At 27.0% G+C, this 22,981-nt stretch carries 18 protein-coding genes and 2 other RNA genes; 18 read left to right on the forward strand and 2 right to left on the reverse strand.

All coding sequences use genetic code 11. From position 1 onward, the window contains the following. Positions 1–9: 9 nt before the first annotated feature. A complete protein-coding gene (gene pepT, locus HMPREF2782_RS01380; protein WP_070640353.1) occupies positions 10–1,221 on the forward strand; it encodes a peptidase T in 1,212 nt (403 codons plus the stop codon). Next, on the forward strand, positions 1,221–2,621 hold the full coding sequence (gene pepD / locus HMPREF2782_RS01385) for a beta-Ala-His dipeptidase (protein WP_070640356.1): 1,401 nt from the start codon (positions 1,221–1,223) through the stop codon (positions 2,619–2,621). Before pepT ends, pepD begins: the two co-directional genes overlap by 1 nt. Positions 2,622–3,240: 619 nt before the next feature. Here the strand turns inward: pepD and ssrA are convergent. Further along, positions 3,241–3,597, reverse strand: a transfer-messenger RNA (tmRNA) gene (ssrA, locus tag HMPREF2782_RS01390). A 154-nt stretch (positions 3,598–3,751) separates the two neighbouring features. Here ssrA and HMPREF2782_RS01395 point away from each other — a divergent pair. From HMPREF2782_RS01395 to HMPREF2782_RS01435, 9 genes are all read left to right on the forward strand, one after another. After that, positions 3,752–4,885 carry a glucose-1-phosphate adenylyltransferase gene (locus HMPREF2782_RS01395; protein ID WP_070640358.1) on the forward strand — a complete coding sequence of 378 codons (1,134 nt, stop codon included), beginning with the start codon at positions 3,752–3,754 and terminating at the stop codon, positions 4,883–4,885. Position 4,886: 1 nt separating this feature from the next. Continuing rightward, a complete protein-coding gene (glgD, locus tag HMPREF2782_RS01400) occupies positions 4,887–6,002 on the forward strand; it encodes a glucose-1-phosphate adenylyltransferase subunit GlgD (protein ID WP_070605375.1) in 1,116 nt (371 codons plus the stop codon). Positions 6,003–6,012: 10 nt separating this feature from the next. After that, positions 6,013–7,443, forward strand: a complete 1,431-nt coding sequence (glgA, locus tag HMPREF2782_RS01405) for a glycogen synthase GlgA (RefSeq protein ID WP_070640360.1) — start codon at positions 6,013–6,015, stop codon at positions 7,441–7,443. Between the two features lies 1 nt (position 7,444). Further along, a complete protein-coding gene (locus HMPREF2782_RS01410) occupies positions 7,445–9,694 on the forward strand; it encodes a glycogen/starch/alpha-glucan phosphorylase (protein WP_070640362.1) in 2,250 nt (749 codons plus the stop codon). Between the two features lie 5 nt (positions 9,695–9,699). Then, on the forward strand, positions 9,700–11,586 hold the full coding sequence (gene pulA / locus HMPREF2782_RS01415; protein WP_070640364.1) for a type I pullulanase: 1,887 nt from the start codon (positions 9,700–9,702) through the stop codon (positions 11,584–11,586). Next, positions 11,576–13,267, forward strand: coding sequence for a phospho-sugar mutase (locus HMPREF2782_RS01420; RefSeq protein ID WP_070640365.1), 1,692 nt, complete (start codon positions 11,576–11,578; stop codon positions 13,265–13,267). Before pulA ends, HMPREF2782_RS01420 begins: the two co-directional genes overlap by 11 nt. Before the next feature lie 217 nt (positions 13,268–13,484). Further along, on the forward strand, positions 13,485–13,988 hold the full coding sequence (locus HMPREF2782_RS01425; protein ID WP_070640367.1) for an FHA domain-containing protein: 504 nt from the start codon (positions 13,485–13,487) through the stop codon (positions 13,986–13,988). Then, on the forward strand, positions 13,981–15,252 hold the full coding sequence (locus tag HMPREF2782_RS01430; protein ID WP_394373503.1) for an FtsW/RodA/SpoVE family cell cycle protein: 1,272 nt from the start codon (positions 13,981–13,983) through the stop codon (positions 15,250–15,252). Before HMPREF2782_RS01425 ends, HMPREF2782_RS01430 begins: the two co-directional genes overlap by 8 nt. Beyond that, positions 15,233–16,738, forward strand: coding sequence for a peptidoglycan D,D-transpeptidase FtsI family protein (locus HMPREF2782_RS01435; protein WP_186821642.1), 1,506 nt, complete (start codon positions 15,233–15,235; stop codon positions 16,736–16,738). The genes HMPREF2782_RS01430 and HMPREF2782_RS01435 overlap by 20 nt, the downstream gene beginning before the upstream one ends. A gap of 76 nt (positions 16,739–16,814) precedes the next feature. Here HMPREF2782_RS01435 and HMPREF2782_RS01440 read toward each other — a convergent pair whose 3' ends face one another. Continuing rightward, complete coding sequence (locus HMPREF2782_RS01440) at positions 16,815–17,600, reverse strand: NAD(+)/NADH kinase (RefSeq protein WP_070640372.1); 786 nt, start codon at positions 17,598–17,600, stop codon at positions 16,815–16,817. 60 nt (positions 17,601–17,660) lie between these two features. Here HMPREF2782_RS01440 and HMPREF2782_RS01445 point away from each other — a divergent pair, with 60 nt between their 5' ends. The 7 genes from HMPREF2782_RS01445 (at position 17,661) to ptsP (ending at position 22,979) form a co-directional block, all read left to right on the forward strand. Further along, positions 17,661–18,521: an RluA family pseudouridine synthase gene (locus HMPREF2782_RS01445; RefSeq protein ID WP_070640374.1), complete on the forward strand. Its 861-nt coding sequence runs from the start codon at positions 17,661–17,663 to the stop codon at positions 18,519–18,521. Between the two features lie 33 nt (positions 18,522–18,554). Beyond that, positions 18,555–18,723, forward strand: a non-coding RNA gene (gene ssrS / locus HMPREF2782_RS01450) — 6S RNA. Between the two features lie 83 nt (positions 18,724–18,806). After that, positions 18,807–19,382, forward strand: a complete 576-nt coding sequence (locus HMPREF2782_RS01455; protein ID WP_004838737.1) for a YtxH domain-containing protein — start codon at positions 18,807–18,809, stop codon at positions 19,380–19,382. A gap of 10 nt (positions 19,383–19,392) precedes the next feature. Next, entirely contained in the window at positions 19,393–19,836 is a 444-nt protein-coding gene (locus tag HMPREF2782_RS01460; protein ID WP_004838738.1) for a hypothetical protein, read from the forward strand. Positions 19,837–19,885: 49 nt separating this feature from the next. Further along, the gene (locus tag HMPREF2782_RS01465) at positions 19,886–20,893 is read left to right on the forward strand and encodes a LacI family DNA-binding transcriptional regulator (protein WP_039920481.1); all 1,008 of its coding nucleotides are present in this window, start codon (positions 19,886–19,888) and stop codon (positions 20,891–20,893) included. Positions 20,894–20,949: 56 nt separating this feature from the next. Next, positions 20,950–21,210 (forward strand): HPr family phosphocarrier protein, encoded by a 261-nt coding sequence (locus tag HMPREF2782_RS01470; RefSeq protein WP_004838740.1) that lies wholly within the window; start codon positions 20,950–20,952, stop codon positions 21,208–21,210. 59 nt (positions 21,211–21,269) lie between these two features. Next, positions 21,270–22,979, forward strand: a complete 1,710-nt coding sequence (ptsP, locus tag HMPREF2782_RS01475; RefSeq protein ID WP_070640376.1) for a phosphoenolpyruvate--protein phosphotransferase — start codon at positions 21,270–21,272, stop codon at positions 22,977–22,979. The last annotated feature ends 2 nt before the right edge of the window (positions 22,980–22,981 follow it).

Genomic DNA, 22,981 nt, shown 5'->3' on the forward strand with positions numbered 1-22,981 from the left:
GGAGAATCTATGCTAGACAAATTTTTGAAATATGTTAAATTTGATACTCAAAGCGATGACAAAAACGAATCATGTCCATCAACACCAGGACAAATGAAACTTGCAAAAGTTATCGTTGAGGATTTAAAAGAAATTGGAATTGAAAATGCTCATGTAGATGAAAATGGATATGTTTATGCATCAATTGAGGGAACAGTAAAAAATGTTCCTACAATTGGTTTTATTTCTCACATGGATACAGCTTTGGAATTAACAGGTAAAAATGTTAATCCTCAAATTATTGATTCATACAAAGGTGGAGATATAATTCTAAACGAAAAATATAAATTAAGCGAAGAAGAATATCCATTTTTAAAAGAATTAGTAGGACATAAATTAGTTACAACCGATGGAACAACTTTGCTTGGAGCAGATGACAAGGCTGGTATTGCTATAATTATGGAAATAGCAAAATATTTCATGGAAAATAGAGATTTGAAATTCGGAGATATAAAAATAGGCTTTACACCTGATGAAGAAATTGGTAGGGGAGCAGATCTATTTGATGTAGAAAAATTTGGAGCTGACTTTGCCTATACAATTGATGGGGGACCTGTTGCAGAGTTAGAATATGAAAATTTTAATGCTGCAACAGCAAAAATTCATATCGAAGGAAAATCAGTTCATCCAGGAGCTGCAAAAAATGTTTTGATAAACGCTCTTCTAGTAGGTCAAGAATTAAATTCAATGCTTCCAGTAAATGAAAGACCAGAATATTCAGAAGGATATGAAGGATTTTTTATGCTAGATGAAATTTATGGAACATCTGCTGAAGTTGATATTGTTTATTTAATAAGAGATTTTTTCACAGACTCATTTAACGAAAAGAAAAAATTATTAGAAGAAATAGTAAATTTCCTAAATAAAAAATATGATGATATAATAGATTTAAAAATAGAAGATTCTTATTACAATATGAAAGAAAAAATTGAGCCATGTATAGAAATTGTTGAGCTTGCCAAAGAATCAATCAAAAAAGCAGGCATGGATCCAATTGTAAAACCTGTAAGAGGTGGAACAGATGGAGCAAGTCTTTCATACAAAGGGCTTCCAACACCTAATCTTTTTACAGGAGGATATAATTTCCACGGTAGATATGAAATTTTATCAGTAGATATAATGGAAAAATCACTCGAAGTTCTAAAAAATATTGTAGAGTTAAATGCTAAGGAGAGTAAATAATGGAAAAATTACAACCAGAAAGAGTTTTTTATTATTTTTCAAAATTAATGGAAATTCCAAGACCAAGTTTTCACGAAAAACAAGTTTCTGATTTTTTAGTAAAAACAGGAAAAGAATTAAATCTTGAAACATATCAAGACGAAAGTTTAAATGTAATTTTGAAAAGAAAAGCATCAAAAGGTTATGAAAATGCACCAAAAGTAGTTTTACAAGGTCACATGGATATGGTTGCATCAAAAACTGATGATTCAGACCATGATTTCCTAAAAGATTCAATAATTCCAGTAATTGATGGAAAATATTTAACTGCAAAAGATACAACTTTAGGAGCAGACAATGGAATTGCTGTTGCAATGGGATTAGCTTTGCTTGAAGATGAAAATTATGTTGGACCACAAATTGAATTATTAGTTACAACAGAAGAAGAAACTTCAATGGCAGGAGCTTTGAACTTGGCAGATAATGTTCTTGAAGGAGAATATTTAATAAATATAGACTCAGAAGAAGAAGGAGTCTTAACAGTTGGTTCTGCTGGAGGAATTACAATTTTTGTAGAAGAAAAAATTGGGCAAGAAGAACAAAAAGATGGATATGAAATAAAAGTTTCAGGCTTACTAGGTGGACATTCAGGAATGGATATAAATGACAATAGAGGAAATGCCCTAAAAGTATTTGCATCCATTTTAGATAATTTAAATTCAGATATAACAATAGGAGAATTTACAAGTGGAAGTCTTGATAATATAATTCCATCATCAGGAAGCGTGAAAGTTTATGGAGCAAAATTAGAAGAATTAGAAGAAGCTAAGAAAAATACTCTAGATAAATTTAAAGATGTAAAAGGCGAATTAAAAATAGAAATTAATGAAGCAAGCGGAAAAAGTTACTCAAAAGAATTATCAGAAAAAATAATAAAAATGATAGCAAATGTTGCTTGTGGAACAAATACTATGATGAAAGATGGAATAACAGTAGAATCCTCAGATAATTTAGCCCTAATAAAAGAAGAAGATGGATTTATTAAAAGCGAAATTTCTCTAAGATCTTCAGATAATGATGCGCTAGAAGAATTATCCAAAAAAATCAGGAAAGTTATAGAAGATTTAGGAATTAATTATAGAATTGATTCAATATATCCAGGTTGGGAATACAAAGAAGATTCAAAACTTAGACCATTAGCTCAAAAAGTTTACAAAGAATTTGAAGAAAAAGAATTCGATACAATAGTAATACACGCTGGACTTGAATGCGGAGCATTTTATGAAAAATATCCAAATCTAGATATAATTTCAATAGGACCAAACATAACAGGTGCTCACTCTCCAGAAGAAAAAGTTGAAATAGAATCAGTACAAAGAGTGTATGCATATTTAAAACAATTACTAAAAGAAATTAAATAAGCTAGTAAAAATAATTTTTAATAGATGATGTTTGAAATAGATAAAACTATTTTACACATCATCTTTTTTATTATCTTTTAGTAAATATTTACTATGTTTTTGTAGATTTTTAAAAATAAAACTAATTATAAATATTTCAGGTCATCGTGAGTATTAAAATTTTACTCACGATTTTTTTATTTGGATAATGATAATTTATAAAATCTAATATAAATTAGCATAAAAATTATATCAAATATTAGTGGATAATATAAAAATATTTAAGTGTTATAATCGAAAACAGAGATTAAACACCATCTCCACCTATAAGGTTTCACGGACAGCGATTAATCTCTGTTTATTTTAATATACTTAAAAATATAAAATTTACAAAAAGAAATAATAGAGATACTAACTCACTCCCCCACAAATGTGGAAGGTGGAAAGTACCTCTAATATTAATAATATACTATAAATTCATAAAAAAATTAACAAAGCAAATGGCGCAACCCAAAGAAAATTCTTTTAGGGGGTCACGTATGTGCTTTGTTATTGTAAATAATATAATATAAAATTCAAATTAAATCAATATTTTATTAGAAAAAAATAAAACCTTGAAAACCAAGGCTTATAATATGTATGGTGGAGATGACGGGATTTGAACCCGTGTCCGCACGAGTCTTAATAAAAGCATCTACAAGTTTAGTAAGTATTTGATTTTCATCTAGCACTTATCTACTTACAAATAACTTACTAGACTAGCTTAATATATACTAAATATACTCAAAGCTTTGTATATTAGTTGCCACATAAAATTATGAAACAAATAAAAACTACTGTGGCTTAATTTTTATTTGCTGCTTGCCTAAATTAGGCAGCTAATGCGAATTGTCTTTCGCTATTATTGTTTGCATTTATATTTAATTTTCAATTTTACGAATTGATAAACGACTTGCAACTTAAATCTTAACAAGCACGTCGAAACCAAAACATCCCCATATAATCAATATAAATATTATACTAAAATTTATTTTTATGTCAAAATCTTAATTTTTTATAAAATTATTTATAGTAAATTAAATTATTATTTTTTGGGTATTATTATATTAAGTCATTCAGATTTTTTTAATCATGAAGTAATAGGAGGATTTATGAGAAATAATAATAAAATTGCAGCTATGCTTCTTGCTGGTGGTCAAGGATCTAGATTAAAGGCTCTTACTAAAGAAATGGCAAAACCTGTAGTTCCTTTTGGTGGAAAATATAAAATTATAGATTTTGCTTTGTCAAATGCAACAAATTCAGAAATTAGAGATATTGGTGTTTTAACTCAATATAAACCACAATTATTGAATAAGCACTTGGGTATTGGTGCAGCATGGGATTATGATAGAAATTTTGGTGGTTTAAGAATTTTAACTCCTTACTACACAGAAGAAGGTGGAAGATGGTTTGAAGGTACTGCTGGAGCAATTTTTGTAAATATCAATTACCTTGATAGTATCGACCCTGAATATGTTTTGATTTTATCTGGAGATCATATTTACAAAATGGATTATACAAAACTTCTTGCTGAGCATATGCAAAAAGGTGCTGATGCTACTATTGCAGTTATGGAAGTTGATTGGGATGAGGCATCTAGATTTGGTATTATGAATACTGATGATGAGGGAAGAATTGTTGAGTTTGAAGAAAAACCTGAAAATCCTAAATCAAATCTTGCTTCAATGGGAATTTATATTTTTAATTGGAAAGTTTTAAGAGCTGCTTTGATTGAAGATCATAATAATTCTGAGTCTACAAATGATTTTGGTCATGATATTATTCCTTACTTATTAAATAATAATAGAGATTTATTTGTTTATAAATTTGATGGATATTGGAAGGATGTAGGAACTGTAAAATCTTATTGGCAAGCTAATCTTGATTTAATCGATCCTGAAAACCCTCTAAATATTCAAGATGATTCTTGGAAAATATATACAACTGCATTAAATTTGCCTCCTCATAGAGTTGGTAAAAATGGTGTTTTAAATGATGCGCTAATAAATGAAGGATGTATTATAGATGGAGAGGTTAATAATTCTGTATTGTTTTCAAATGTAAAAATTGAAAAAAATGCTTGTGTAAATAATTGTGTAATATTATCAGGGGTTACTATAAAAGAAGGTGTAAAAGTATATAATTCTGTAATTACTGAAAATATAGAAATCAGTGAAAATATTGGAGATAAAAATTCTACATCAGTTTATCTTGTAAGCGAAGATGGGATAGAGGAGGAATAAGATGCAAAATATACTTGCTTTAATTTATAGTTCAGAATTTGATGAAAAAAATTATGATACACTTTGTAAATATAGACCTGATTATATGCTACCTTTTGGTTGTAGGTATAGAGTTATAGATTTTACTTTATCTAATATAACAAATCACAATATATCAAGTGTTATTTTATATGGTGGAGAACCTCTAAGATCAACTCTTGATCATGTGGGCGATGGAAGAAATTGGGAATTAAATAGGAGAAGCGGTGGTTTGATGATTAATCCGCCAGTATATTTAAGGTCAAGACTTGCTAATGAAATAGAAACCTACTATAACACGATGAAACATTTTATGAAAAATAAACGTGAATATGTTTATATAACAAATCCAATGTATATTTCTAAGGTAAATATTTCAGATGCCTATGAAAAAATGCAAGATGAAAATTTAGATGCTTTAATTTTTACTCAAAAAAAGAATGATGAGTATGGATATTATTTGAATAGAAGAATTATTAATACTGACGAAAATGAAAATCCAGTTAGTGTTGGAATTAATCTTGGACTTGAAGAAGAAATAAATTTATTTACAGGTTCAATATTGATTAAAAAAGATATTTTTATGGATCTTCTTAGATATTCAATTGAAAAAAATAACGCTACAAATGTACTTGATGCTTTATTCAAATATCCAAAGAAAAAATCAATCGGTCTTTATAAATCAAAAGAAAGTTTGAGCGTTATTATGGATACTTTGACATACTTTGAAGCTAGTTTTAATTTGTTAGATAGGGACTTTTTTGATGAAATTTTCTATGAACAAGGAATGGTTTATACAAAAAGCAAAGACGAGCCTTCAACTGAATATTTAAAAGGTTCTAAAGTAAGAAATTCTTTGGTAGCAAATGGAGCAATAATAGAAGGAGAAATTGAAAATTCTATTATTTTTAGAGGAGTTACAGTTAAAAAAGGTGCAGTGATCAAAAATTCAATTATTTTCCAAAATTCTGAGATAGGCGAAGGTGCAATTTTAAATCACGTTATAACTGATAAAGACACAAAAGTTTTTGAAGATGTTAAATTATTTGGAAACAGAACCCATCCTTACTTAACAGATAAGGGAGAACACATTAACTAAGGGGTGTAAGATGAAAGTATTATTTTTAACAAGTGAAGCTGATCCTTTTATAAAAACAGGTGGTCTTGCAGATGTAGCAGGCTCTTTGCCAAAAGAACTTGCAAAAAAAGGTATCGATATAAGAGTTGTTATGCCTTTGTATTCAAGTATTGATTATATTTATAGAAAAAAGATGAAAAAAATAAAAGATTTTTATGTAGATCTTGATTGGAAACATCAATACGCTGGAATTTTTAGCCTAAAATGGGAAGGTGTTACATTTTATTTTATAGATAACCTTGAATATTTTGACAGACCAAATGCATACGGCTATGACGATGATGCTGAAAGATTTATATTTTTCTCAAAAGCTGCTACCTTATTAGGAAAAGAAATTGATTTTAAACCAGATATAATTCATGCTAATGATTGGCATACAGCTTTGGTAAATATTTATGTAAATGATTTTAGAAAAGGCGATCACTATTTTGATGATATAAGAACTTTATTTACTATTCATAATTTAAAATACCAAGGAGTTTTTGACTCAGGATATTTAACGTTAACAGGTCTTGATGGATATTATTTCAATGAACATGATTTAAAATATTTTGATGCCATTAATTTTATGAAAGGCGGAATTGTTCATTCAACAGCTTTTAATACTGTAAGTGAAAATTATGCTCAAGAAATCAAATATCCATTTTATGGGGAAGGTCTTGATGGAATAATTAGAGAATATCAAAACAAACTTTCAGGAATTGTTAATGGAATAGATTATGATTTGTGGAATCCAAAAACTGATAAAAATATTTTCAAAAATTATGATGTAAAATCTTTGGAAAATAAAATAGAAAATAAGATGAAATTACAAGAAGAATATGGACTTCCAGTTAATAAAGATGTGCCAATGATAGCAATTTGTTCAAGGCTTACATCAATGAAAGGATTTGATCTTGTAAGATATATATTGGATGAATTATTACAAGAAGATATTCAATTGGTTGTATTGGGCACAGGAGATTATACTTACGAAGAAATGTTTAAGTATTTTGAGTGGAAATATCCTGACAAGGTTGCTGCAAGAATTTATTATGATGGAAAAGAAAGTCATAAATTATATGCGGCTAGCGATTTATATATGATGCCATCAATATCAGAGCCTTGCGGAATTAGTCAATTAATTGCTATGAGATATGGGTCATTACCAATTGTAAGAGAAGCTGGTGGTTTAAAAGATACAGTAAAACCTTACAATAAATATACTGGAGAAGGAAGTGGATTCTCATTTGAAAATATAAATGCTCACGAATTACTTTTTGCAAGCAAAAATGCAATTGATTTATACAAAAATAATAGAGAGGCTTTTGATAAACTTGTAGTTAATGCAATGAAAGAGAAAAATGATTGGGAAGAATCTTCTAAAAAATATATAAAATTATACGAAGATATTAAGGCTTAGAATGGAAAAAAATAATAATAATTTTATCTTAAAAAGAATACAAAATTTTTTGTATTCTTTTTATGCTAAAGAAACAGATGATGCGAGATTAAGTGAAATTTATGATGGGCTTGTAAAAGCTTTGATGCAAGATATAGGAAAAAATTGGACAAAGTCAAAAAAAATTTTTAAAAATAAAGAAGTTTACTTACTATCTTTTGAATATAATCCAGGAAAATTTATTGAAAGCGCTATTGAATCCTTAGACTATACTGATGAAGTTGATAAGTGTCTGGATAGTTTAAATATTTCTATGGAAGATTTGGTTAATTATGAAAAGGAAGCAAGTCTTGGAAATAGCGATATAGGTATTGGATCTTGGTATTTGATGAAAGAATTAAGTAAAAATAAAATAAAATCAATGGCCTATGCTTTAAGATATGAAAGCGGAGGAATGAAACAAGAAATAAGAGAAGGTAGGCAATTTGTAAATCCTAACGAGTGGTTATATAGGGGAAATAAATGGGAACATAAAAAAGATTTCTCTTATATTTTAAATATTCAAGATAAAGAAGTCAAAGCTGTTGCTTATGATATGCCAATTTTTAATAATGAAAATAATTTTGTTAATAGTTTAAGATTATGGAAATCTGAATCTATAAATAAAATAGATTACTTAAATTTAAAAAGTGGAGATTTAAAAAGTGCTTACGATGATTATATAAACAACAATTCTCTTACTCAATTTTTGTACCTAGATAATTCGACCTATGAAGGAAAAATTTTTAGGCTAAAACAAGAATATTTTTATTGTGTATCTTCTATTCAAGATATTTTTAGAAGATATTTTAAAAGGAATTTTGAAATAAAAAATATTAAAAATAAGATCAAAATTGTCCTTGCAGACATACATCCTTCCTTGGCAATAGTAGAATTTATTAGAAGTTTAAACCAAGGTTATAATTTAGAAATTGGAGAATGTGTAGATATTTCTAGAAAAGTTTTTGATCATATTGGATTTTTGGTTACTCCAGATTCTAGGGAGAGCTATGATATTTCAATGATAAAATCAATTGATGAATCTTTTTTTGATATAGTTATAAAATTAAATGACTATGCAAAAATGAATTTTAATTTACCAATAATTGAAAATAACCAATTGCAATATGATAGGTTAAATTATTTTTTTGCTGAAAAATATTTTTATTTGTCTAAAACAATTGTTGAAAACTATAAGGATAAGTCAGATAATTTTTCACATTTAAATTTTGGGATTGATAGGTATTTGTATGCAAAATCAAACAATAAAAATTTAAAAAAATTGCTTGAAAATTATGATATTAATATTAGCGATAAAAATAGCCTAGAAAAATTGGAAAAATTAAAAAATAATTTGGATTTTTATGATGAAGTTGAAGATGTTAAATACAAAAATAAACTTCAATTAATTGATTATTTTAAAATAAATGAAACTGAGCCGATAAATCCATATTCTATATTTGATATGCAACTTACTATGTTTCATGAGGCAAAAAGACAACTTCTTAGTGCAATATGTATAGCAAGCATGTATTATAAGTTGAAAGATAATTCAAATATTTTAATTCCGCCAACAACTTATATATTTTCTGGAAAAGCCAGTGATGGATATTTTATGGCAAAAGAGATAATAAAATTTATTTTGGCATTAAAATATATGTTGGATAAGGACAAGCTAATCAAAGAAAAATTAAAAATAATTTTTATTGAGGATTTAAATGTTGAAAAACTTAGGAAAATTTATCCTGCTTGTGATATTTACAGCAATTTAACTCTTCCTTTATACGATAATCAAAGTTTTCATATGCTAAATGCTATTTTTAATTTTTCAAATATTATTTCAACAAAAGGTGGAATACTTACAAATATTCAAAAAGAAAATAAAATTTATACTTTTGCAGATGACTACAAAAAAATCGAAAAAATTAAAGAAGAAAATTCATATAATGCTCGCGAATTCTATTATAAAAATGATATAATCAAAACAACGATTGATAACTTAATCAATGAAGATTATAGTAATTTGCCTTATAATTTTAAAAATATATATGATTATTTAATTTCATATAATGATTCATTTTTTATTTTCAAAGATCATGAACAACTATTGGACAAAAGACTTGAAATAGGCATGGATTACCTAAATAAGAAAAAATGGATTGATAAGGAAATTGATAATATTTTGTGGGCGAATGAATTTAATCTTGATAAAAATTTTGAAAAATTGAAATAGGAAATATGACATATAATTACGAAGAAATTAAGGATATAAAATTAGGAGCAATATATACAAAAAAATATACAGAATTTAGAGTTTTTGCTCCAAATAGAAAAAAAATAGATTTATTAATAACAGATGATTATAGAAAAATAAGAAAAGAAAAATTTTCTATGGTCAAAACAAAATTTGATATATTTTATTGTAAAATTGATAAAGATTTGGATGGATTTTTTTACTCATATTTGGTAGAAGATAAATACGAAGTTACAGATCCTTACTCAAAGGCGTCATCTATCAATAGCTTGATGTCAGCTGTGGTTGATTTCGAAAAGACAAATCCAAAAAACTTTAAAAAATTTGCTCCCAAAATTTGTGAAAATAAGGCAATAATTTATGAATTAAATGTAAAAGATTATACTGCAAACAAAAATTCAAATGTAAAATATAGGGGAAAATTTCTTGGTCTTTGTGAAGAAAATACAAAATTTAAAGACCTTACAACTGGATTAAGCCATTTAAAAGAAATGAATGTTACTCACATACAACTTTTACCAGTTTACGATTTTATTTCTACATTCGAAGAAAATGAGAAATTTTTTGATGATGATAATTACAATTGGGGCTATGATCCAGAATTATATTTTAATGTAGAAGGTTCTTATTCAACAAATCCATACAAAATTAAAAGAAGAATCTATGAATTTAAAGAAATGGTAAATAAAATTCACGAAAATGGAATTAATGTTGTTATGGACGTTGTATACAATCATACATTTAAAACCATAGATTCAAATTTGGAAATTTTAGCACCAAATTATTATCATAGAAAAAATCAAGAAGGATATTTTTCTAATGGTTCGGGAGTTGGAAATGAGCTTGCAAGTGAAAAAGCTTTTGTAAGAAAATTGATCATAGATTCCTTGAAACATTGGGTAAATGAATATGATATTGATGGATTTAGATTTGATTTGATGGCTTTGATTGATATTGATACAATAAAAATTGCAATAAAAGAATTGAAAAAAATAAAACCCTACATAATTATTTATGGAGAGCCTTGGATGGGAGGAGAATCAGTCTTACCTATTGAAAAACAAATTCTTGTAGGAAGTCAAAAATCCAATGACTTTGCGGTTTTTAATGATAGATTTAGAAATGCAATTAGGGGAGATAATGATGGATATTCAAAAGGGTTTATCCAAGGAAATTTTACATTAAAAAATGAAATTGAAATAGGAATCAGCGGAAGTATTAATTTTGATGAAAAAAGAATTGGATTTGCAGATGATGCAAGCGAAGTTATAAATTATTTTGCATGTCATGATAATCTTATTTATTACGATAAGTTAAAAATTTCTTTAACAAATCATGAAAATATTGATTCTATATCAAGACTTGGCTTTGCAATTTTGTTTTTATCATTTGGCAAGCCATTCATATATGAAGGAACTGAATTTAACAATTCAAAATCAAATAACAGCAATTCTTATAATTCGAGCCTTGATATAAATGGAATAAATTGGCAAGATAAAATTGATAATTTGGAAACTTTTACTTATGTAAAAGAGCTTATTGAATTGAGAAAAAAATTAGCAGTTTTTGACTTATATAAAAGCGAAGATATAAAAAAAGTTTTAACTTTTGTTGATGGGCTAGAAGATTTCTTGATAGCTTATAAAATAAATTTTAAAAATAAAAAAATTTATTTAGTATTTAATGCTTTAAAAAATGATTATGAACTTGATGATATAACAAGAAATAAAATATTTAATGAGGAAAGAGAACTTGTTAAAATATTTAATAAAAAGGGTAAAATTAATAAAAGATTAAATGTTTCTGATATAAAAAAAATCAGTAAATATTCTGTAAACGTATATGTAGGAGGAAAATATTATGGATTATAAAAAAGTTTATGAATCTTGGTTAAATAATGAATTTTTTGACCAAGACACAAGAGATGAATTAAAAAATATTGAAAATGATGAGAATGAAATTGAAGATAGATTTTATCAAGAATTGGCATTTGGAACTGCAGGGCTAAGAGGGAAATTAGGTGCTGGAACAAATAGAATGAACCAATATACAGTTGCCAAAGCAAGCCAAGCCTTTGCTGATACAATATCAGATATGGGCGAAGATGCAAAAAAAAGAGGAGTTACAATTTGTTATGACGTTAGACATAAATCTGATGAATTTTCAAAAATAACAGCTGAAGTCTTTGCTGCAAACGGAATTAAAGTAAATATTTTCAAAGAAATTGAACCAACACCAGTTTGTTCATACGCTATAAGAAAATTAAAATCTATAGCTGGAGTAATGGTAACAGCAAGCCACAACCCAAGAGAATATAATGGATACAAGGCTTATGGTTCTGATGGAAGTCAAATTCTTGAAGATATTGCAGTACAAATTCAAAATTATATGAAAGAATACGATGATTATTCAAAAATAAAAAGAATTGATTTTAACAAGGCAATGGATGAAGGATTAATTTCATGGATTGATGATTCATTAATAGAAGATTATGTAAAAGAAGTTTTGGCTTGTACAATTAACGATGACGTAGACAAGAAAGTAAAAATTGTTTACACTCCATTAAATGGTTGTGGAAATAAATTGGTAAGAAGAATACTTAATGAAAGAGGATTTGAAAATATTTATATAGTAAAAGAACAGGAAAATCCAGATCCTGATTTTACAACAGTAGGTTATCCAAATCCAGAAGATCCAAAAGCATTTAAATTATCAGAAAAATTGGGAGAAGAAAAAGAAGCAGATTTATTGCTTGCAACAGATCCTGACTCAGATAGATGTGCAGTTGAAGTTAAAGATGAAAAAGGAAACTATCAATTTTTAACAGGAAATCAAATTGGATCATTGCTTACAAATTATATTTTGACAGCTCTAGATGAAAATAATGAATTGCCAGAAGATGGAGCAGTTGTAAAAACAATAGTATCTACAGATTTAATTAAACCAATTGCAAAAAGCTATGGAGTAGAAGTCTATGAAGTTTTGACAGGATTTAAAAATATTTATGAAGTAGCAAATGAATTTGAAAGAAAAGGCAAAGGCGAATTTATTTTTGGATTTGAAGAAAGTATAGGATATAATTACAAAACATTTGTCAGAGATAAGGATGCAGTAAATTCTGCTATGCTTATTAGCGAAATGACAGCTTATTATAAAGACAAAGGCAAAACTTTGTTAGACGTGTTGGATGATATATATGATAAATTTGGATATTATTCAAACGAAGTTCAATCAATAGTTCTTGAAGGACTTGATGGAGCAAATAAAATTAAAAGAATAATGGAAACAATAAGAAATAATCCAATTGAAGAAGTAATAGGACTTAAAGTTAAAAGCATCGTTGATTACTTAAATGATGATACAGGATTGTCAAAATCAAATGTATTAAAATATTATCTAGAAGATGATTCATGGTTTGTATTAAGACCATCAGGAACAGAGCCAAAAATTAAATTATACCTAAATGTAATAGAAAAAAGTAAAAAAGAATCAGAAATTAAAAAAGATAAATTGAAAGATGAAGTAAATAAAATAATTGATAAAATTGACTAAAAATTCAAAATAAAATGCCAAGAATGTAAATTAATTCTTGGCACTTTTTTTATTTAGAAAATTAAAAAAAATTTTTGAATCAAAAAATTTTCGTGGGTTTAAAATTGATTTCAAGACAAATTTATCTAAGGCTTTTATATTAGATATTTTTAATAAGGATATTTTAAAGAATTTTAAATTTCTGATAAAATAAGTAAACAGGAAGTAAGGAGGTTTTATGGATCAATTTTTTAACTTTATAGATAAAGTATTTTCTATTCAAGTTTTTGGAAATTTAACTTTATATCAATTATTATCAACGATTTTAAAATATGTATTTGTTGTTATTGTTTTGTACTTTATCTATTCAATTATTAGAATAATATATTATGATGTTAGATATGCTATTAAAAAAGAGCAAATATCTGATACATATTTACAATTCATAAATCAAAATCAAGAACACAAATTTAAAGTGCAAGAATATTATTATATTGGTGAGAATAATACTATTGGAAGAGATGATAAAAATACTATTTGTATAAAAGACAAATTTTTATCAAGTTTTCATGCGAGAATTATTTTAGACCAAGGTATTTATTTTTTGGAAGATATGAACTCTTCTAATGGAACTTTTTTAAATGATGAAAGAATTAATGAAGCGATAGAATTAAAAAACAAGGATATTATTAAATTTGGAGAACTTAAATTCTTATTTATAAACGGTGATGAAGATGATTAAAAATGAAAATATAAATATCACCAGGCAAAAACAGTATAAAAATTCTGCTTTATTTCTTTTATTTTTATTTGAATTTTTAAGTTTAAGTTTGTCAATGATTTACAATGCTAAACATTTACAAAGCAGAGATTTCTATTCCTATTTAACAATACTAATTACAACAATACTATCTACAGTTTTGGCTAATAAATTTACAAGAAGCGATAGTATTTTATTACTTATAGTAAATATGTTGTTTTCAATTGGCGTTGCTATGATTTATAGACTAGATCCTGCTTTAGGAAAAAAGCAATTGTTGTTTTATATAATTGGTGTGGTTGTATTTTTTATTACCTATTTTATATTGCCAAAAATAAAAAATTGGGATGATTACATTATTTTTTATTTTGTAATTTCTATAGTTTTATTTATGGCAACTTTGGTATTTGGTTTTGCATCTGGTGGTGCGAAAAACTGGATTGTAATTGGTCCTATTTCCATACAACCATCAGAATTTATTAAAATTCCTTTTATATTTTTTGTGGCAAGCTTTTATACAAATTACAATAAATATAGAAAAAAAGCATTTGGTAAGTATTATTTGAATATTGGAATTTACTTTTTTATTTTGATGTTTTTTATTCAAAAAGAATTGGGAACAGCTTTAATATTTTTTGGAACAATGATTTTGACACAATTTGTTTATGAAAGAGATAGAAAGCTTATTCTTTTGAACGTAATATTTACAATTTTGGGAGCTATACTTGCATATTTTTTATTTTCTCATATTAGAGTTAGGGTACAAACATGGCTTGATCCATGGTCTGTTATTGACGATAAGGGTTACCAAATTACTCAATCATTATTTGCTCTTGCAAGTGGTGGACTATTTGGAACAGGAATAGGCTTGGGTAGACCTGATTATATTCCAGTTGCAGAAAGTGATTTCATTTTTCCTGCAATTTGTGAAGAATATGGGATTTTTATGGGAATTGCAGTAGTTTTATTGTTCTTGATTTTAGTTTATAGGGCAATAAAAATTGCTCTTCAACAAGAAAATAAATTCTTTTCAATACTTGCTTTTGGTATAGGGGGGCTTTTTGCGCTTCAAACCTTGATAATTTTAGGTGGAGTTTTAAAACTTATTCCATTAACAGGTGTTACTCTTCCATTTATTTCTGCAGGAGGCTCCTCAATGGTATCAGGTTTTATTTTATTAGCCTGCCTACAATATTGTGGTCAAAAAATAGAAAATGGTGATGATAATGAAAAAGAAGAAAGATAAGCAAAAGCCATTTATTCAAAAAATCTTAGATATGGAAAAAAAACAAAGATTAAAAGACGAAGATAACAAACATATATTAGAAAAATCAACTATGAATAAAAGATTAATATATGTTATGATGCTTTTTATTCTTTTGTTTTTATCTATAGTTTTATATTTGGTATATTTTCAATTATTTAAAGCTCAAACTCTAGCTGATAACAGTCATAATAAAAGAAATTGGGTAAATGAAAATGTAATTAAAAGAGGAAATATCTACGATAGAAATGGAAATCTTTTAGTATATAACGAAAAAGATGATAATGGAAATAACATAAGAGTTTATAAAAATGGAAAAATAAATTCGGCTTTTACTGGATATAATTCAATTAAGTATGGGAAAAGTGGTTTAGAAAAAACTTACAATAAAGAATTATTAGATATTTCAGATCAACCAACATCAAAAATAAGAGATATGGTTGAAAAATCTGGAATTGGAAATAATTTGAATCTAACGATTGACCAAACAATTCAAAAAATAGCTTATGAAAGCTTAGGCGATCATATTGGCTCAATTGTTGTTATGGATCCAAGAAATGGAGAAGTTTTGGCAATGGTTTCAAAACCATCTTATGATCCAAATAGTCTAGATCAAGATTGGAATACTTTGATTCAAAATACAAATGCTCCTTTGTTAAATAGATCTAGCCAAGGAATTTATAGACCAGGTTCTTCAATGAAGATTGTTACTGCTAATGCAATATTAGAAAGTAAATTAAATACTCATTATAACGATACAGGAAAAGTTAAAATTCAAGGCTATGATATAGAAAATTATGGTGGATATTCTTACGGGAATTTAAATTTAAGATCAGCGTTTTTAAATTCTGTTAATACTTATTTTGCATCAAAAACAGATGAATTAGGTAAAGATTTTTATAAACAAATAGCTGAAAAATATATGTTCAATAAGGATTATAAGTTCGATATAGAAAAAATAAATTCCAAAATTCCATTTGATGATTTAAATCAAGTTGATTTAGCGATGACAGGATTTGGATATGGTAAGACAAAAGTTACTCCGCTTCACATGGCAATGATTGCATCTACAATTGCTAATAATGGAAAAATGATGCAACCAAGACTTGTAAAAAATGTAGTAAATAAAGATGGAAAAATAATTAAAGAAAGTGAAAGTAAAGTTATATCAGATGTTACAAGTGTAGAAAATGCTAATTATATTAGAGATTTTATGGTGGATGTTGTAAATAGAGGAACGGGAACAAATGCATACACCAGAATTGTACAAATAGCAGGAAAAACTGGAACAGCTGATAAAAAAAATGGAGCAACAGATGCTTGGTTTGTTGGATTTGCTCCAGCTTATCAACCTAAATTAGCCTTTGCTATTGTTATTGAAGATTCTGATGATACAGCAGGAATTACAGCTGCTCCAATTGCAGGAGAGTTAATTACAAGTATTGTAAATAACGTCAATCTAAATTAGAATAATTAAAAAATGCTTTGGTATAAAAAATACATCCAAAGCATTTTTATTGTGAATATATAATTATAATAAAAAATTACAAAAGCTTATTTTTTATATTAGACCAATAATGGTTTTTATTTAAAATAAGCTTTTTTAGTTCCTTATTAGAAATTTTTGTGCTTATTTTAAAACTATTTGTCTTATATTCTTTGCCATCAAACAAAAAAACTGTGTGATAATTATCTCTTTTACTGACATTAATTTCGATTTCAGCATTTTTCGGCAAAATTATTGGTGCCTTTAATGACCTATTTAAACTTGAAAAAATAGGCGCGATTGGTGTAAGTTGAAAACCCTCAAGAGATTGATGCAAAATTGCACCGTTTGATGATAAATTATAAGCAGTTGAACCATGAGGAGTAGATATTATTAGACCATCTCCTGAAAAATTCTCTATAAAATTTCCATCAATAAAAAGCCTAAGCCTTACAATTTGATTTCTGTTGCTTTTTACTACAACTTCATTTACAGCATTAATTTTATTATTTCCAATATTTGATTCGAGAATTGCAAGTTTTTCCATATAATAATTTTTTTCGGATAATCTTCTTACAAAATCTTCAATATTGTCAGGATTTACTTCTTGATAGAAACCTAAATGACCTGTGTTTATACCTATAAAAGGAATTTGAGAAAATTTTGAAAGCTTTACAGCGTTTAAAAACGTTCCATCTCCACCAATAACAAGGTTTAAGCAAGCGTTTGGATCATAGTTATTGGAAATTTCATATCCAAAATCTTTTAATATTGCTCTAGTTTTATTATAAATATTTTTAGTATATCTAGATTTATTTTTGAAAATATTAATCGTTTTATTCATTGTTACTTACCTTTCTTAAGATATAATTAATTATAACATAAAAAAATTTTTGAGGAAAAAATGACATATATTGAATTTAAAGCAGCTAGAAAGATTAGTTTAAAAAAATTCTTGCTAGATAAGAATATTTCAAATAGGGCTTATAAAAAAATAATAAAAAATTCTATCTTGGTTAACGATAAAAAAATAGAAAAAAATATTAAATTAAATCCAGATGACAATATTAAAATAATTATTGAAGATGAATCACTTAATTATGAGCCAATAAATAAAGAGCTTGAAATTTTATATGAAGATCAAGATATAATTGCTATAGACAAAGACGCAAATCTTACTGTAAATTCTAAAGGTCAAGAAAGTTTGGCAAATTATATTAGCTATTATTTTTTGGAAAATAATATAAAATCTCAAGTTAGATTTATAAATAGACTTGATATGAATACATCAGGAATTATTTTGATTGCAAAAAATCCTTATGCCCAAGCATATTACCAAAAATTAATAGAAAATAATGATTTTGATAAAGAATATTTGGCGCTTGTAGAAGGAAATTTAGAAATAGATAAAACAATTTTTTTGAAGATAAATTATGATGAAAATAATAAAAAAATGAAAATAGCAGATAAAGGCTATGAAATAAAAACATATTTTAAAAATATAAAATTATACGATAAATTTTCCTTAATTTATTGCAAAATTTATACGGGCAAAACTCATCAGATTAGAATTTCCTTATCAAATTTAAATCATCCAATAATTGGAGATAAACTTTATGGTTCAAAATATAAATTGGATAGGTTTTTATTGCATTCATACAAGGTAAGTTTTATAAGATTTAGAGACGGAGAAAAAATAACGATATTATCACGACCGAATTTTGATAAATATTTAAATTCTAGTCTTTTAAGAGGCGATAGCTAATTTGCAATTATGCTTTTCATGATATATAATAAAGGTATTCCAAGGGGCAAGGTCCAAATTTAAACCTACAACATTTATAAGGGATTGCGGAGTTTTGACTTTGATGGCAAGCCTCCTTTGAGTGGAAGTCAGATATTTCAAACAGCAAACCCACCTTCACTTACGCGAAGGTATTAAATAATAGGGCCGCCTTGGATTTTTTTTATATTTTGTTGTTTTTATCCAATAGTGGGTATAAATTTATAAGAACAAAAATTTAAAAAATAATAAATAAGGAGAGTTAATATGAGTATAGCTGATTATATTGAAAGTAAAGCACAAAGAAAACAAAGAGAAATTAAATATGAAATTTGGAAAATGAAAAATCACGATAGCAGAATGAGAGCTCAAGGAGCTTTGGTTGGAGCTGTTGCAGGAGTTGCTGCTGGTCTATTACTTGCACCAAAATCTGGTAAAAATTTAAGAAAAGATATAGTTAATTCTGTTGATAACACAATTAATCAAGTTAAAGATACAACAAATGATTTTGTAGAAAGTGCTAAAGAATCATACGTTGATTTTAAAGATAGAGCATATACAGAACTACAACCAATTGAAGAAGGCTTTGAAGAAGGAAAAAAAGTAGTTAAAGATACTTATGAAAAAACAAAAGCAAATCTAAAAGATAATGCAAAAGATGTTAAAGAAGAAGCTGAAAAATTAAAAGAAGATGCTAAAGACGTTAAAGATGCTGCAAAAGAAGGCGCAAAAGAAGCGAAAAAAGACGTCAAAGAAGGCAAAGAAGAAGTTAAAGAAGTAGCTGAAGATACTAAAAAGAAAGCTGGAGAAGTAAGAAGAGCAGAAGATAAAAAAAATAAGTAAGGGGTAGATAATGGTTACCATAAATTTAAGATTAATAGGAGATATTATCTTAGTATTAGTAGGCATAATCGCTATTGTATTTCTTGCTATGTTTTTGAAAAAAGCATCAGGTTTGGTTCAATCTATTCAAAAAATTGTTGACAAAAATGAAGATAATTTAGATAATGTAATAAATAAACTACCAAACTTGGTTGATCAAGCAAATATTTTAGTAGAAAATGTAAATGGATTAGTTTCTGATCCTAACCTAAAAATGGCTATATCCAATGCAAATCTAGCTATTTCTAATGTAAGTGATATAACTGTAGATATAAAAGATACAGTGAACTATTTTGGAGAAAGCGTAATAGATACAACTGATACATTTGGAGAAGGAATTGCTTCAATAAATGATTATGCGTCATTAATTATGGATGTGTTTGATATAGTTAGAAGCGTAATATCAGGAAGATAGGCCATCATTTGATGGCCTTTATTATTGTTTAATAATGAAAGGAGCATATATGGCACAACCTACAATTAAAGATGTAGCAAAACTTGCAGGTGTATCAATTTCCACTGTATCGAGAGTAATGAATGATTCAAAACCTGTTAGTCCTGAAGCAAGAAAAAAAGTACTAGATGCAATTAACAAATTGGATTTTAAACCTAACGAACTAGCAAGAAGTTTGGTTATGAAAAAATCTAATCTAATTGGTGTAATAGTTGAAGATATTGGAATTGAATATATGGCTCAACTAATTAGAGGAGTTGAAGAAATTGGTCACTTGTATAAATACGATATAATTCTTTCAAGTACTTATGGAGATGATAATTCTCTAGAAAATGCGATAGACTTTTTGTCAACAAAACAAGTTGAAGGAATTGTAGTAATAAGTGAAGATATTTCTGCAGAAATTCTAGTTAAATTGAGAGATAATAAAATACCATTTTTGTTATTAGATAAATTCCACGATTTCAAAAAAATAAATACTGTAAAAATAGATTATGAAAAAGAAGAATATGAATTAACAAAATACTTATATGAGCAAGGGCATGAAAATATTGCTTACGTTACTTTAAAAGAACATAATTATTTAACTGATATAAAAATCAAAGGATATGAAAAATTTGTTAATGAAAATAATTTAAAATCTATTATTATAGAAGCTGATGGAAAAAATAGTGATGATGGGTATAATATTGGGGAAGAAGTTATATCTCAAGCTAAAAGTGAAAATGTAAGTGCTATAAGCTTTTATAACGATCAAACTGCGGTTGGATTTATTTCATATTGCTATGATAACAATATAAAAATTCCAGAAGATTATTCAGTAGCAGGATTTGGAAATTTTGAAATTTCTAGAGTATACAGACCAAAATTAACTACTGTTTCTATACCAAATTATGATATAGGAGCAATAGGAATAAGAGCTTTGATTAAAAGAATAAGGGGCGAAGAAGATATACTAGAAAATGATTGGGTTTTGGATGCTCAATTAATAGAAAGAGATAGTACAAAAAAGCATTAGTTGAATGTAACTTATTTAAATGTTAAAATAATAATATAATAATTTAGGAGGCAATTATGGCAGAAAGAAAAATTGTTGTAACTAACGAAACAGGTCTTCACGCAAGACCAGCAGCATCTTTGGTTCAATTTGTAAAAAATTACCCAGGTGATGTAAAATTAGTTAAAGATGGAAAAGAAGCTAACGCAAAAAGCATTTTCAATGTTATGAGTCTTGGAATTTCAAAAGGTACAGAAATTGGTATCATAGTTGAAGGCGAAGACGAAGAAGCATTTGCAGATAAATTAACTGATTTTATAGATAACTTATCAGAATAATTAATTAAGGGGTACATCAAGTACCCCTATATTTTTATAATAGAAAGGAAATTTAAGATATGTCTAATAAACTAAAAGGTATTATAGCTTCAAATGGAGTTGCTATTGCAAAGCTTTTTCTATTTAGTAAAGAAGAATTAGTTATTGATAAGTCAAATATTAGTGATCAAGATAAAAATTTACACATCAAAAAAGTAGAAGATGCTATTAGTTCCTATTTCAACGACTTAGATTACAAAGAAAAAAATGAACAAAATGAAGAAGTTTTAAATATTGTTAGAGCACATAAGGAATTATTACAAGATCCTTATTTTGTAGATACAATCAAAGAAAAAATTCAAAATGAAAATAAAAATGCTGAGCTTGCTACAAATGAAACAGTTGAGCAAATGGTAATGGTTATGTCAGCTCTAGAAGATGAATATTTAAAAGAAAGAGCTGATGACTACAAAGATATTGGATTTCAAGTTCTTTGCAAAATTAAAAATGTTGTACCTAAAGATTTGTCAAAATTAGATGAAGAATGCATTATTATTTCTAAAGAACTTACACCTTCCGATACATCAAATATGGATAAGGAAAAAGTTTTAGGATTTGCAACAGACCTTGGAGGAAAAACTTCTCACGTTTCAATAATTGCACAAAATTTAGATATTCCAGCGCTTGTAGGTATGCAAGATGTTTCAAGTAAGATTAAGGGCGAAGAGCTTGCGATAATTGATGGAAATCAAGGAATTTTAATTGTAGATCCTAGCGAAAAAGAAATAGAAGATTATAAAAATTTAATTGAAAAAGAAAAAGAAGAAAAACAAAGACTTGAAAAGGTTAAAAATTTAGAAGCTAAAACTTTGGATGGTAAAGTTTGTGAAGTTTCTGCAAATATTGGAAATATTGAAGATTTAAAAGTAGCAATTGAACATGGTTGCGATGGGGTTGGTTTATTTAGAACAGAATTTTTATATATGGAAAATGATCATTTCCCAACAGAAGAAGAACAATATGAAGTTTACAAAGAAGCTACACAAATGCTTGGAGAAAAACCTTTGGTTGTAAGAACCTTAGATATAGGTGGAGATAAGGGACTTGATTATTATGATTTCCCAAAAGAAGAAAATCCATTCTTAGGTTACAGAGCAATTAGGTTTTGCTTAGACCACCAAGATATTTTTAAAGACCAATTAAGAGCTTTACTAAGAGCATCAGCTTATGGAAATTTAAAAATAATGCTTCCTTTCGTAATTTCAACTGATGAAATAAAACAAACTAGACTAATCCTTGAAGAATTGAAAAAAGATCTTGATAAAGAGGGAATTGCTTATAATAAAGACATAGATCTTGGAATTATGGTTGAAACATCAGCTTCAATTATAATGGCAGATAAATTAATAAAATATTCTGATTTCTTTTCAATAGGAACAAATGACCTTACCCAATACACCTTAGCTTGTGACAGGGGAAATGAAAATATTTCAGATATTTATAACAATTTCAATCCAGCAGTAATTAGATCTATTAAACATGTTATTGATGAAAGTCACAAAGCTGGAAAATGGACTGGAATGTGTGGACAATTTGCCTCAGATACAAAGGCAACAAAACTATTGTTAGGACTTGGATTAGACGAATTTTCAGGCTCAGCTTCAAAACTTCCAAAAGTTAAAGATATTATTTTAAATTCTAATTTTAAAGAAGAAGAAAAATTTGCCTTAACTATTTTAGATTTAGAAGATGTTAAAGATGTTGAGGAGTCAATAGAAAAACATAATTAATG

It is taken from the genome of Anaerococcus sp. HMSC068A02, assembly GCF_001811125.1.
In the GTDB taxonomy this organism is placed as follows: Bacteria; Bacillota; Clostridia; order Tissierellales; family Peptoniphilaceae; genus Anaerococcus; species Anaerococcus vaginalis_C.